This window comes from Pasteurella bettyae CCUG 2042 (assembly GCF_000262245.1).
Taxonomy (GTDB): Bacteria; Pseudomonadota; Gammaproteobacteria; order Enterobacterales; family Pasteurellaceae; genus Basfia; species Basfia bettyae.
The window spans coordinates 45,898-59,684 of the sequence record NZ_AJSX01000004.1 but is presented as its reverse complement, the minus strand read 5'-3'; the positions used below and the strand labels follow the sequence as shown (position 1 = coordinate 59,684).

Sequence of the window (13,787 nt, the reverse complement as noted above, 5' to 3'; positions counted from 1 at the left end):
ATTAAAGGGATGAATAAATTTGTTTTGCCATATTAAAAATCTTACGGCGTGAAAAGAGAATTTGCCATTTTGAGCCGCCTACTTGCCGCCACAATAGGGCGGAACGAATGCCCGCTAACAAGCATGCACGAATACGATCTTGTAAAACTTGTTGGCGTAAAAATTCAGAAGAGCCTTTTACTTGGATTTTATTGCCCAGCGGGCTAATGATATCTACATACATACTGGCAATATTGGATAACATCTGATCATCAAATAAATCATAATGTTCTAACTGGGTTGGCAAATATTGAATGCGGCGTGAAAGTTCTGCTTTAGCAGAAGCAGATTTTTCTAATTTACCTGATAAAGCCAAAATGCTTAACCAGTAACGAGTAAGATCTTCGGGGCTACCATTGAGTTGTTCGAGTAGAGTCTCTAAACCTAGTTTTAAATTACGTTCATGTCCACCATATACGGCTAATATATTTTCTGGTGCAGTTTGCAGAAGCGAGTATAGTGAAGTTTTAAATGACTCACTCTCTGCTTGTCCTTCTGATGCAAATTGTTGGACTAATTTTGCTGCTTGACAGACCCCAGCTAAGGCTAAGGTCACTTCATAGTAATTGCTTGCCATATTTTTATAAAGTAACTTAAAAATGAGTTGTTAATATAGCATTTATTCAGCTTATTTTAAAGTTGTACCCTTGAGTCTTGATGTTGTAACAATAAAAGTGCGGTAGAAATTTAAGAAATTTTAACCGCACTTTGAAATTATTTGATTTGTTGTTCAATGACTCCACCACCAAGACATTCTTCACCTTGATAGAACACTGCAGATTGTCCAGGAGTTACAGCAATTTGTGGTTCATCAAAACGAACTTCTACGGTATCCTCGTTTGTTGGTGTCACTAAACAAGGAATATCTGTTTGACGATAACGTGTTTTTACAGTACAACGTAATGGTTCACATAGTGGTTGTTCGCTGACCCAAGTGAGTTGTTTAGCAATCAAACCCACGGATTGTAATGCTGAATTATCATGACCTTGCGCCACAATTAATACATTATTTGCTAAATCTTTTTCTGCTACATACCAAGCATTTTCATCCTTACCTTTGATACCACCAATGCCTAATCCTTTGCGTTGCCCTAAAGTGTGATACATCAATCCTTGATGGCGACCAATCACTTCCCCTTCAGTAGTTTTAATATCCCCAGGTTGAGCCGGTAAGAAACGTGCTAAAAAGTCTTTGAATTTGCGTTCACCAATAAAACAAATACCTGTTGAATCTTTCTTTTTGGCGGTAATCAAGCCTAAGTCTTCAGCAATTGCACGTACAATCGGTTTTTCAATTTCACCAACAGGAAATAAGCTTTGACCAACTTGTTTTTTAGTTAATGCATGTAGGAAATAACTTTGGTCTTTATTATTGTCTAGACCACGTAATATACGTGCATTGCTATCATCGCCTGAACGACGCACATAATGACCTGTAGCAATATAATGAGCACCAAGATCTTCTGCAGCATAATCTAAGAAAGCTTTAAATTTAATTTCTTTATTACATAAAATATCAGGGTTAGGTGTACGACCTGCTTTATATTCACTGAGAAAATGTTCAAATACGTTATCCCAGTATTCCGCTGCAAAGTTGATTTTATGTAAGTGGATACCTAGTTTGTCACAAACCGCTTGTGCATCTGCTAAATCTGCAGCTGCTGTACAGTAATCGGTATCATCATCTTCTTCCCAGTTTTTCATAAACAAGCCTTCAACCTGATAGCCTTGTTGTTGTAGAATGAAAGCGGAAACAGAGGAATCAACGCCACCAGACATACCGCAAATAACTTTAATTTTCTTATTTTCAGCAAGTTGTTGTGGTGTGAGTTTTGGAAAATGAGTATCGTAAGTTTTTGAATGTAATGGTTTGGTATTTTGCATAATTTCTCCCGTAACTTCGGTTAAGGCGAAGCACATTGGTTAGATTAATAGAATGTAGGAGCGTATCAAATACGCTCCGAGATGATAATTAAAGCCGCTAATGATTTAGTTGACTTCATAGAATTGTGGTGTTTTTTTGAAACGTTCTAATTCACTTGGATCTGCCTCACCTTTTGCCACTTTATCTTTTAAGTTGTCACAAGGTTCTTCGCAATCACACATTTTTTGCATGCCGAGTGCGGAAATCCCACCACAGCTGCCTTTTAAGGCTTTACGTTTGACAATATATCCTAATGCCATCGCTAAGATTATAAGTAAGAAGAGAGCGAAAGTAATTAAGAATAGTTTCATAATAATGTCCTTAGTTTTTGCTATTTAGCAATTTATCAAATGCTGAAGACATTTTCACTTCAAAACCATTATCTGTTTTGATGATAAGGTACACAGCAATATTTTCTTTTTCAGCCACTTCTAGGGCTTTGCCTTCACCAAGTACAAATAGACCAGTAGATAGGCCATCAGCAGTCATTGAACTTGGTGATAATACGGTAATTGATGCTAATTTATGTTGGATTGGATAACAAGTTTTAGGATCGATTTCATGAGAGAAACGGACACCATTTTCCTCAAAATAATTACGATAATCACCAGAGGTTGCCATGGCTAGATTTTTTAATCCTATCACTTGTTCCACTGCGCGAGAACCATCAAAAGTGGGTTTCTCTATCGCAATTTGCCAATCTTTGCCTTCAATATTTCGACCTTTAGCACGAATCTCACCACCAATTTCAGTCATGTAGTTTTTAGCGCCAATGCTGTCTATATAATTGGCTACTTGATCTACTCCAAAGCCTTTAGCAATTGATGAGAGATCAACATAAAGCTCAGGTGCGGTTTTTTCAAGGAAAAATTTATCAGCATTCTGTAATAATTTAAGTTTATCAATGCCAACATAAGCTTTACGTTCGGCTATTTGTTCACTAGTTGGTTGTTTATCAATACGTTTCTCTGGACCAAATCCCCAAAGATTCACTATTGGGCCAACAGTAATATCTAATGCACCCTGAGTGACATGGTTTAAACGTATAGCTTCTCCTATAACTTTAGCTAAATCTGCTGAAATTTCAATAGGTTGATTAATTTCTCGATACTGATTAAAGCGACTGAGTTCAGATGTCTCAATATAAGTAGACATTTTATTATTTACATCTTTCAGGATCGTTTCAATTCCTTCATGAGCTTGTTCTGCCGTTTTAGTTAAACTGCCATCATCAATATATTTGATATGGTAAGTTGTACCCATGGTTTTACCACTAAGGGTAATAATTTCAGGATCTTTTTTACAGGCAGTTAACGATAGTGTTAATAGAACACTAGTGAGTAAGCTAATTATTGGTTTTAATTTCATAAAGTGCGGTTCAATTTTAAAAAATTTATATTCATAGAAATAGTGAAAGCGGTCAGAAACCTGACCGCTTTGATTTATCGTATGCAGTGAATATTAGCCACCGAAATCATCTAATAAGATATTTTCATCTTCTACGCCTAAATCTTTCAACATTTTGATAACAGCTGCATTCATCACTGGAGGTCCACACATATAGTATTCACAATCTTCAGGTGCCTCATGATTTTTTAGATAGTTTTCATAAAGCACGTTATGAATAAAGCCAGTGTAACCTGTCCAGTTATCTTCAGGTAAGGCATCTGATAAAGCAACATGCCATACAAAGTTATCGTTTTCAGCTGCTAATTGGTCAAAATCTTCTTGATAGAAAATTTCTCGTTTAGAACGAGCACCATACCAGAATGACATTTTACGTTTACTATGTAAGCGTTTTAATTGGTCAAAAATATGAGAACGCATTGGAGCCATACCAGCACCACCACCGATAAAGACCATTTCATTATCAGTTTCTTTCGCAAAGAATTCACCAAATGGACCAGAAATAGTGACTTTATCACCTGGTTTTAATGACCAAATATAAGACGACATTTGTCCTGGTGGAACATCTGGATTACGTGGCGGTGGAGTAGCGATACGCACATTAAGCATAATAATACCTTTCTCTTCTGGATATGAAGCCATAGAGTAGGCACGGATGATATGCTCATCTACTTTTGACACATAACGCCATAAATTAAATTTATCCCAGTCTTCATGGTATTCTTTTGGAATATCAAAATCTTTATAAGCCACAGTATGCGGTTCAGCTTCAATCTGAATATAACCACCAGCACGGAATGGGACTTCTTCGCCTTCTGGAATAGCTAATTTTAGCTCTTTAATAAAGGTTGCTTTGTTATCGTTAGAAATAACAGTACATTGCCATTTTTTTACACCAAAAATTTCTTCTGGTAATTCAACTTCCATATTGCCTTTAACATTAACTTGGCAAGATAGACGATAGCCTTCTTTAGCTTCACGTTTTGAAATATGGGAAAGTTCGGTTGGAAGAATATCTCCACCACCTGATTTAACAATAACACGACATTGACCACAAGAGCCACCACCACCACAAGCAGATGAGACGAAGATACCTTTGCTCGCAAGTGCACCTAATAATTTACCTCCTGCGGGTAATGTAATGGCTTTATCTGGATCTCCATTAATACCGATAGTAATATCACCTGAGTCTACTAATTTTGATTTAGCGAATAAAATAATCGCAACTAATACTAGAACAATGACAGTAAAAGCGGCAATACCGAGTAGTAAAACTGTAGAGTCACTCATTATTTCCACTCCTTATAACTGAATACCAGAGAATGACATAAAACCTAATGCCATTAATCCCACGGTGATAAAGGTGATACCTAAACCACGTAAACCTGCTGGAATATCTGCATATTTCATTTTCTCAGTTAATCCTGCAAGTGCAACGATGGCTAACATCCAACCTAAGCCAGCACCAAAGCCATAAACTACTGATTCTGGAAAGTTATAGTCACGTTGTACCATAAATGATACACCACCGAAAATTGCACAGTTTACCGCAATTAAAGGTAAGAAAATTCCTAATGCGTTATAGAGAGTTGGCATGAATTTATCAAGTACCATTTCGAGAATTTGTACTAAGCCTGCAATTACACCAATGAAAGTAATAAAGTTAAGGAATGAAAGATCCACACCTTCAACTAATGCACTGTCTTTTAATACATTTGCGTAAATTAATTGGTTAACAGGCACTGCAATACCTAAAACAAAGGTTACTGCGATACCTAAACCAAAAGCAGTAGACACTTTTTTGGAAACCGCAAGGAATGTACACATACCAAGGAAGAAAGAAAGTGCCATATTTTCAATGAAAACTGACTTTACAAAAAGACTAATATAATGTTCCATGGATTACTTCTCCTGTTGCTCTGGTTTCCAAGTTCTTAATCCCCAGATAACAAATCCGATGATAAAGAAAGCACTTGGTGCAAGTAGGAATAAACCGTTTGCTTGGTACCAACCACCATTTTGAATAGTTTCAAAGATAGTTACACCAAATAATTTACCTGAACCAATAAGTTCACGGAAAAATGCAACGATAATTAGCATAGTACCGTAACCTAAACCATTGCCTATACCATCAACGAAACTTTCTAATGGAGGAACTTTCATTGCAAAGGCTTCTGCACGTCCCATAACAATACAGTTAGTGATAATTAACCCCACAAAAACAGAAAGTTGTTTTGATAAGCCATAAGCATAAGCTTTAAGTAATTGGTCAACTACAATTACTAATGAAGCAATAATGGCTAATTGAACAATAATACGAATACTGTTCGGAATATAATTACGGATTAATGAAATAAAGAAACTAGAACAACCTGTAACTAAACTTACTGCGATTGCCATAACCACTGCTGTTTCCAATTTAGTTGTTACCGCTAATGCAGAACAAATCCCTAAGATTTGTAATGCAATTGGGTTGTTTTTAATAACAGGCCCTAATAAAAGTTCTTTTAAATTATTTTTTGAATCAGCCATTATTTAGCCCCCGCTCTAAGTTTTTCAAGGTATTTACCTAAACCTTTATCACTGAACCAATAATTAAATGTACCTTGTACACCATTACCAGTTAAGGTTGCACCTGATAAACCATCAATACTATGCTCATCTTGAGGTGCTTGACCTTTTACAATTTTGATTGCAGGTTGGTTATTGGCATCAAGTAGTTTTTTACCTACGAAAAGTTTTTGCCAGTTAGGGTTTTCAATTTCACCACCTAGTCCGGGAGTTTCTCCATGTTGGTAATAGGTGATGCCTTTAATTGTGTTTGCATCTGGTGCGACAGAAACAAAACCATACATTACTGACCATAAACCTGTTCCGTAAATAGGTAATACAATTTGTTCTACTTTGCCTTGTTCATTTTTAACTAAATAAACTTCAGCTGTTTTGCTTCTTGAACGGATTTTTGCTTTATCTAAATCAGCAGGAATTAATTCAACTTCAGTACTTGCCGAATCAACATAATCACCTGTATCTAAATCAACAAAACGAGGTTCAATAAATTTAGAATAAATTTCTTTAATATTGCCGTTTTCTTTTAAGAGACCTGCAACATTTAAGATATTTTTTTGTTTATCAAGTTGTTTTTGTTCCTCTTGTGCTGGTTTTAGTGCTACAGCAGAACCCGCTACAATAATTGAACAAACTAAACTTAAAAGTAATACGACAGTAACCGTGCCGAATACGCTATCTTTATTAAACTTAGCCATTTGTTCTTGCTCTCCGACGTTTGATATTTGCTTGAACTACGACATAGTCGAAAATTGGTGCAAATAAGTTTGCAAACAAGATCGCTAACATCATACCTTCTGGATAAGCAGGGTTAACTGTACGAATCAGAACAACCATGACACCGATTAAAATACCGTACCACCATTTGCCTTTATCAGTAAATGAAGCAGATACAGGGTCAGTTGCCATAAATACCATACCTAATGCAAATCCACCTAATACTAAATGCCAGTGCCAAGGCATTGAGAACATAGGATTAGTATCAGAACCGATAACATTAAATAAAGTTGCTGTAGCAGCCATACCAATCATTACACCAGCCATAATTCTCCATGAAGCAATACGTGTAAATATGATGATTGCTCCACCAATTAAGATAGCTAATGTAGAAACTTCTCCCATAGAGCCCGGGATATTACCTAAGAATGCATCCATCCAAGTAATAGGCGTGCCATCAAAAGTATGTTTTAATCCGCTAATACCAGCTTGAGACCATTGAGAAAGCGCTGTTGCACCAGAAAAACCATCTGCGGCTGTCCAAACTGTATCTCCTGAAATTTGTGCAGGATATGCAAAGAATAGAAATGCACGACCAGCTAAAGCAGGGTTCATGAAGTTTTTACCTACTCCACCGAAAATTTCTTTAGCAATTACAATACCAAAAGAGATACCTAAAGCAGCTTGCCATAAAGGTAATGTAGGCGGAACAATTAATGCAAATAGGATAGTTGTAACAAAGAAACCTTCATTAACTTCATGTCCTCGCACGATTGAGAATAATAATTCCCATACCATTGCCACAACAAATACAGTGATATAAATAGGAAAGAAGAAAATTGCACCAAGTGCCATTTTACTTGTCCATCCTGCATTAGTTGATAAATCAATACCTAATGCGTTAGCCAATGAGTAGTGCCAGTTATTAGCCACTAAATCATTTAAGTTAGCAACTTGGTTTAAAGCAGGAATTGCTTGTGCACCTACGTTGAATAAACCATAAATAAGTGCAGGTAATAAGGCTAACCAAACAGTAATCATCATACGTTTAGAATCAATTCCATCACGTACGTGGGTATTTTTATGCGTTACTGTACCAGGGGTATAGAGCAAGCTATATACTGATTCAAATAATGGATATAGCTTTTGGTATTTACCTCCAGGTAAAAACGCGGGTTCCATTTTTCCAAAAAGAGATTTTAAACCCATTTTAACCTTCCTTCTCAATCTTATCTAATGCCTGGCGTAAGATTGAACCGAATTCATTTTTGCCTGGGCAAACAAATGAACAAAGTGCTAAATCTTCCTCATCTAACTCAAGACAACCTAACGCTTGAGCACTATCTGTATCACCTGACATTAAATCACGTAATAACATGGTTGGGAGAATATCTAGTGGCATTACACGTTCATAACTACCAATTGGCACAATAGCACGTTCTGCACCATTTTCTGCGGTAGTAAAATTAAATAATTTTTTAGAAAAATGCCCTAGTATTGTACGTGTTATTGAGAATTTATTAGCTTGTGGTGTAATCCAACCAAAAAACTCTTTATCACGACCTTCGGCAATTACAGAAACTTGTAAAGCATAACGACCTAAATAGTTATGTGGACCTTCAGCGGTACTACCACATAATACTGAGCCTGAAATGACACGATTTTCACCTTCATTTAACTCATTTGAAGTTAAATCACTTAGGTTCGCACCTAATATTGTACGAACTAAACGAGGCGTTTTAACTTGGGGACCAGCAAGAGAAATAATGCGGTTTGTATATAACTCACCCGTGGTAAATAATTTACCAATAGCAATAACATCTTGATAGTTAATATGCCATACCGTTTTTGTTGAACCAACAGGATCAATAAAGTGAATGTGAGTTCCTACTAAACCAGCTGGATGAACACCGCCAAAATGATGAATTTGCAAATTACTTAAATTAGCTGTTGTAATATTTGTATTTTCAGATTGGCATAAGTGTAATGGGCGTTCTGGGACTAAACGGCTTAAAACAGTTAAACCATCAGTAAAATCTTGTGAAAATTCTTTTAATATGACACAAGGATCTGCCGCTAACGGATTGGTATCCATTGCATTTACAAAGATAGATGCTGGAACCGCATCGACCGCAGGAACTTTACTAAATGGGCGTGTACGAAATGCTGTCCACAAACCAGAGGCTTGTAGATTTTTACGTACTTGTTGGGAGCTTAATGAATTTAATTCGGTAGCTGAATATTTAGTGAAAGTTTCTTGTTCGTTACCTTCAACTTTAATTACTACAGATTGTAATACTCGCTTAGCACCACGGTTAATCGCAGTTATAGTACCACTTGCAGGTGCAGTGAAAAATACACCAGGATTCTTTTTGTCTTCAAAAAGAACTTGGCCTTTTTTCACAGTATCGCCTTCACGAATTTTCATAGAAGGACGCATACCTACATACTCTTCACCAAGCAAAGCAACTTCAGTGATAGCATTACCATCACGGATTACTTGTTCTGGCTTCCCAGCGATAGGAAGATCCAAGCCTTTTTTAATCGTAATCATTTGTTTGCACTACTTTTGTTGGATTAAAAATATGATTGCACCATTAATTATAAAATAAATTAATCATGCAACCTCGCCTTGAGTAATGATTTTCGATCTAAGAATTTTTGATCTATTTTTCAATAAATCATCAATAATAGTTCTCCAACCAAATAAAATTAAAACTCAAATTCTAGATAATTCATTGTTTTAAAATAAAATTTATTTTTATCGTTGTTTAAAACAATGAAAAATAATTTTTTACATAAAATTAAACGCCTTATTTTAACTAAAATATGCCATTTCTGCTAGTTATATGAGGAAGTTTAAATGCTTTTTATAGAAAACCTAAGGTAATTATTTATTGACGCCTAGGCAATTTGTTGATTTGGGTAGATGTTTACCTCTTTGTTCCCATTCTATTAGAGTATAGGTATGTAAAGCTAATGCATGAAGATTTTTTGCTAGCTCTTCAGATAAATATTGATAAACCATACGGTGTCGAGCAATTCTGGATTTTCCTTCAAACTTTTCACTAACGATGACAATTTTAAAGTGTGATTCGCCACCAAGGTTAGAACTATGCATATGGCTTTCATTTTCTACTTGTAGAAATTGAGGACAAAATGCTTGAGTTAAGCGTTGTGTTAACTCTTGTTGTTTATTCATGCTCAAATTTTCCTAAAAATAATTAATCATGAGGGAGTTAAGGCTATACATTCTCGCATAAGTTTGCAAGAATAAATGAATCTTAATTTAGATTTATTGTCTTATTATAAAATCTGAAGTCTCATCACTTAATGAAAATAAGGATAAATATGAAATTTACTAAACCATTATCTTTAGCAGCGATTGTTGTTACAACTATATTTCTTTCTGCTTGTCAGGCACCAAGTCATACATTAACTTTTACTCCTCAAGCTCCAACTTCGACCTTAAATGTAAGTAATCAACATGCGATTGTTAATGTTGTTACTAAAGATGGTCGTAGCCAAAAAGAAGTATCTAGTTATACCAAAAATGGTGCTTTATTCCCATTATCTGCACAACCTACTGTAGAAGCATTATTTCAACAAGTTATGCAACAAAATTTAAATAGTAAAGGTTTCCGCTTATCTGAAGCAAACTCAGCCAATACAACTGTATTAGTGACAGTGAAAGACTTTTATGCAAAAGTAGAGGAAGGAAATTTACGCCATAAAATCAGTTCTAAAATTCAATTAGAAGTTCATGTTCAAGGAGCTAAAGGTAATTTTACTAAAAATATGGGAGCATCTCGTACTGATGAAGGCGCACTTACTGTAGGTAATGATGATATTCAAAAATCATTGAGTGCTGCATTAAAAGATGTGGTATCAGCGATTTATAATGATCAAGAAATTGGTAATGCAATTCGTCAATATTCAAATTAATTTTATTTGAAGCAATTAGAAGCAATTATTTGGCACAACATTAAAGTTGTGCCTTTTTATTTGTAGAGGGCAGTATATACAACTTAGCTGATAGAATGAAAAAGGCTGTTAATTTAATAATTAACAGCCTTTCAGAATTTGGCTCCTCCTGCTGGACTTGAACCAGCGACATACGGATTAACAGTCCGCCGTTCTACCGACTGAACTAAGGAGGAAATGGTGCCTCGAGGCGGAATCGAACCACCGACACGGGGATTTTCAATCCCCTGCTCTACCGACTGAGCTATCGAGGCGTTTAACACTCATCGCGTTAACACGGGGCGTATTAAACCGTTTTTTCGTGGGTAAGTCAACATCTATTTTAAAAAAAATGTATTTTTTAGTTTGATTGTTTGTTAAATGTGCAAGGCGTATATTAAAGCGACAATTTTTATTTATTTTATGCTATAAAATCATTGAGATGAAGGACTCATTTTTATTGCTATCTGCCACATTTTGGAAAAGTGCGGTGTGATTTTGAGAAATTTTTTTATAAAAAAACTCACTAATTTTTGATTAGTGAGTTTTTATTATTTATTGTGCTCTGCGATAACTTTTTTGTGCTTTATCTACTTTTAACAAGTAGTTTCTCGCTTGAGAAGATGGATGCGCAGTAGTTAATATTCTATAGACTTGTTCTGGTTGCATGCGGTTAATCGTATCAATCGCTTCTTCTGGATCACTATTGAATACACGTAATACCGCTCCAGCACCACTGTTATAAGCCGAAATCATAGCATAGCGCATTGATGTTGGATTGCTAATACCTGCTAAGTAGTCATTTTTAAGAATCCATAAATATGTGGTACCAGCATCAATATTATTGCCTGGATCAAATAAATAACTCTTATTTGGTTGTCCTGAGCGTCCTTTTAATTTAAATACATCTCTACCTGCAGTGTGCGGAACAACTTGCATTAGCCCCATCGCATTAGCATAACTAATCGCATAAGGGTTAAAACTGGATTCAGTTTGCATAATTCCTAAAATTAAACTTTCATCAATGCTATAACGACGAGATGCTTGGCGAACTAATGACAAGTATTTTCTTGCACGAACATTGATGTGGTTTGCAATCATTTGAATTGTCACGAATTGTACAGTGCGTCCATTGGTTAATTTACGGCTCTGCAATTTATTTTGTAGTAAATAGCTTGCAAAACTGTTTGCAATATCCACGGTGGTAATAGCACGTCCGAAATTATCCACTACCTGTCCCACTAAGAATGGTCGAGAGCTAATAGGAACATCACCAGAGGCAAATAAATCGATACCTTTAGCATCTGAACCCATGAGCAGAGTATGGACGATAGCACTATGTAAATGATTTGCATCGGATAAAGTTTCGATGGTTATAACACCATCATCAAAACCGATGTGGCTACGGGAGTAGTAACTATCAGTATATTTTACATAGTCTTTACGGCTGGCTACTAATAATTCATTCACACCCCAAATTTGGTCAATGTTTTGTGAGAATTGTCCTGTTAATAAATCTAATCCATTAGTATCTTTTGCAAATGCATCGTCATAAAAGCTACTGTTATCCGACGAGCAAGCATAAAGAAAAGGAATTAGCGCTAAAAGTAAATATTTTCTGATTTTCATTGTGATTTATTTACGAGTTAGATTGTGGAACATAGCCTTCAATATGGACATCTTTGCCTTCAAAAAGAAAATTAATCATTTCTTGCTCGAGTAATTTACGGTGTTCCACATTCATCATGTTTAATTTTTTTTCATTAACAAGCATGGTTTGTTTTTTCAGCCATTCTCCCCAAGCTTGTTTGCTAATATTGTCAAAAATACGTTTACCTAATTCACCAGGATAAAGTTGGAAGTCTAAGCCTTCAGCTTCTTGTTTCAAATATTCACAGAACACGGTTCTTGCCATAATGCAGTCCTTTTTGAAATTTAGTTAATAAATTTTTTACTGGTGTCGCCAGCCCAATTTGAACTGGATTTTTAGGATCATACCAATATTTGTTCACAGTTGATACAGTTGTTTTGTAATCTGCGGTAAATTCTTCAATTTTTTTCCATTGAGAACAATCTTCATCCCAATTTGGATGTTCATCATATTGTGCATAAATAGGATAAATATCTAAATGAAAATGACTAAAAGTATGTCTAAAAGCCGTCCATTCTTGGTACTTATCAATTCCTTCTTGTTTCAGATAATCTAATAATGCTTGTTTACTATTAAATTGCGGAAAACAATAAAGTCCACCCCATAAGCCCGTTTCTTTTCTTTGTTCTAAAAGCACTTTTCCGCTTTTAGCTAACAATAAAAAATAAGTTTCTCGTTCAGGTAAGTCTTTTTTAGGTTTCTTACCTGGATAATCTTTCCAATTTTGTTGATTTTTCGCTTTACAACTTGTTTGTAATGGACAAAGTTCACACTTCGGCTTGCTTCTTGTACAGACCATGGCACCAAGATCCATCATCGCTTGATTGAAATCTGCTACTTTTTCTGTCGGTGTAACTTGGCTACTTAATATCCATAATTGTTCTTCTACTTTATTCTCACCAGGCCAACCTTGAACGGCAAAATAACGTGCTAAAACACGTTTTACATTTCCATCAAGAATAGGATAAGGTGCATCTAAACAAGAAGATAAAATGGCTCCTGCTGTGCTTCGCCCAATTCCAGTTAAATTCCATACTTTATTAAAATCGGTAGGAAATTCACCTTGGTATTGATCTCGGATAGTTTGAGCAGCCTTATGTAGATTTCTTGCCCTAGCGTAATATCCTAATCCTGTCCATAAATATAAGACTTCGTCTAATGGTGCATTAGCAAGTGCGGTCACATTTGGGAAAATTTTAATAAAACGTTCAAAGTAAGGAATAACAGTAGTTACTTGAGTTTGTTGCAACATGACTTCAGACAACCAAACTGTATATAAAGTTTTATTTTTTTGCCAAGGAAGATGTTTACGTCCGTATTTTTCATACCAAGTAAGGACAGCATGAGCAAAAGGTGCCTGAGGAGAGGATTGCGCTAACATAAAAATTAAATAATATTAAATAAAGAGACAGTTTAACATGCAAGAGTATGTAATAAAATGATAAAAATGAGTTAAAAAGTTACCGCACTTTGTGATTTTCGCTTATAATCCACGCTCGAAGAATTTTGGGGTAACAA

General features: G+C 35.6%; 15 protein-coding genes and 2 tRNA genes. 1 reads left to right on the top strand and 16 read right to left on the bottom strand.

What is annotated here, in order from left to right:
- Window position 1 precedes the first annotated feature (1 nt).
- From hflD to HMPREF1052_RS00455, 11 genes are all read right to left on the bottom strand, one after another.
- Window positions 2–616: a high frequency lysogenization protein HflD gene (gene hflD, locus HMPREF1052_RS00505; protein ID WP_005758580.1), complete on the bottom strand. Its 615-nt coding sequence runs from the start codon at window positions 614–616 to the stop codon at window positions 2–4.
- A 137-nt stretch (window positions 617–753) separates the two neighbouring features.
- Window positions 754–1,923 carry a tRNA 2-thiouridine(34) synthase MnmA gene (gene mnmA / locus HMPREF1052_RS00500; protein ID WP_005758590.1) on the bottom strand — a complete coding sequence of 390 codons (1,170 nt, stop codon included), beginning with the start codon at window positions 1,921–1,923 and terminating at the stop codon, window positions 754–756.
- 105 nt (window positions 1,924–2,028) lie between these two features.
- A complete protein-coding gene (gene nqrM, locus HMPREF1052_RS00495) occupies window positions 2,029–2,274 on the bottom strand; it encodes a (Na+)-NQR maturation NqrM (protein WP_005758450.1) in 246 nt (81 codons plus the stop codon).
- Between the two features lie 10 nt (window positions 2,275–2,284).
- Window positions 2,285–3,331: an FAD:protein FMN transferase gene (locus HMPREF1052_RS00490; protein WP_005758356.1), complete on the bottom strand. Its 1,047-nt coding sequence runs from the start codon at window positions 3,329–3,331 to the stop codon at window positions 2,285–2,287.
- A 93-nt stretch (window positions 3,332–3,424) separates the two neighbouring features.
- Window positions 3,425–4,660, bottom strand: a complete 1,236-nt coding sequence (gene nqrF / locus HMPREF1052_RS00485; RefSeq protein WP_005758408.1) for an NADH:ubiquinone reductase (Na(+)-transporting) subunit F — start codon at window positions 4,658–4,660, stop codon at window positions 3,425–3,427.
- Window positions 4,661–4,672: 12 nt separating this feature from the next.
- A complete protein-coding gene (gene nqrE, locus HMPREF1052_RS00480; protein ID WP_005758556.1) occupies window positions 4,673–5,269 on the bottom strand; it encodes an NADH:ubiquinone reductase (Na(+)-transporting) subunit E in 597 nt (198 codons plus the stop codon).
- A gap of 3 nt (window positions 5,270–5,272) precedes the next feature.
- A complete protein-coding gene (locus HMPREF1052_RS00475) occupies window positions 5,273–5,902 on the bottom strand; it encodes an NADH:ubiquinone reductase (Na(+)-transporting) subunit D (RefSeq protein WP_005758605.1) in 630 nt (209 codons plus the stop codon).
- Window positions 5,902–6,636, bottom strand: coding sequence for a Na(+)-translocating NADH-quinone reductase subunit C (locus HMPREF1052_RS00470; protein WP_005758570.1), 735 nt, complete (start codon window positions 6,634–6,636; stop codon window positions 5,902–5,904). Before HMPREF1052_RS00470 ends, HMPREF1052_RS00475 begins: the two co-directional genes overlap by 1 nt.
- Window positions 6,629–7,864, bottom strand: coding sequence for an NADH:ubiquinone reductase (Na(+)-transporting) subunit B (locus tag HMPREF1052_RS00465; RefSeq protein WP_005758429.1), 1,236 nt, complete (start codon window positions 7,862–7,864; stop codon window positions 6,629–6,631). The genes HMPREF1052_RS00470 and HMPREF1052_RS00465 overlap by 8 nt, the downstream gene beginning before the upstream one ends.
- 1 nt (window position 7,865) lies before the next feature.
- The gene (locus HMPREF1052_RS00460) at window positions 7,866–9,209 is read right to left on the bottom strand and encodes a Na(+)-translocating NADH-quinone reductase subunit A (RefSeq protein ID WP_005758601.1); all 1,344 of its coding nucleotides are present in this window, start codon (window positions 9,207–9,209) and stop codon (window positions 7,866–7,868) included.
- Window positions 9,210–9,545: 336 nt separating this feature from the next.
- The gene (locus HMPREF1052_RS00455; RefSeq protein WP_005758478.1) at window positions 9,546–9,857 is read right to left on the bottom strand and encodes a BolA family protein; all 312 of its coding nucleotides are present in this window, start codon (window positions 9,855–9,857) and stop codon (window positions 9,546–9,548) included.
- Between the two features lie 149 nt (window positions 9,858–10,006).
- Between HMPREF1052_RS00455 and HMPREF1052_RS00450 the strand changes: the two genes are divergently transcribed.
- A complete protein-coding gene (locus HMPREF1052_RS00450) occupies window positions 10,007–10,600 on the top strand; it encodes a YajG family lipoprotein (RefSeq protein WP_005758367.1) in 594 nt (197 codons plus the stop codon).
- Window positions 10,601–10,739: 139 nt separating this feature from the next.
- Here the strand turns inward: HMPREF1052_RS00450 and HMPREF1052_RS00445 are convergent.
- From HMPREF1052_RS00445 to mutY, 5 genes are all read right to left on the bottom strand, one after another.
- Window positions 10,740–10,815, bottom strand: a tRNA-Asn gene (locus HMPREF1052_RS00445).
- Between the two features lie 2 nt (window positions 10,816–10,817).
- Window positions 10,818–10,893, bottom strand: a tRNA-Phe gene (locus HMPREF1052_RS00440).
- Between the two features lie 280 nt (window positions 10,894–11,173).
- Entirely contained in the window at window positions 11,174–12,241 is a 1,068-nt protein-coding gene (gene mltC / locus HMPREF1052_RS00435; RefSeq protein WP_040596128.1) for a membrane-bound lytic murein transglycosylase MltC, read from the bottom strand.
- 16 nt (window positions 12,242–12,257) lie between these two features.
- Window positions 12,258–12,533, bottom strand: coding sequence for an oxidative damage protection protein (locus HMPREF1052_RS00430; RefSeq protein ID WP_005758563.1), 276 nt, complete (start codon window positions 12,531–12,533; stop codon window positions 12,258–12,260).
- On the bottom strand, window positions 12,511–13,650 hold the full coding sequence (gene mutY, locus HMPREF1052_RS00425) for an A/G-specific adenine glycosylase (protein ID WP_005758623.1): 1,140 nt from the start codon (window positions 13,648–13,650) through the stop codon (window positions 12,511–12,513). Before mutY ends, HMPREF1052_RS00430 begins: the two co-directional genes overlap by 23 nt.
- Between the last annotated feature and the right edge of the window lie 137 nt (window positions 13,651–13,787).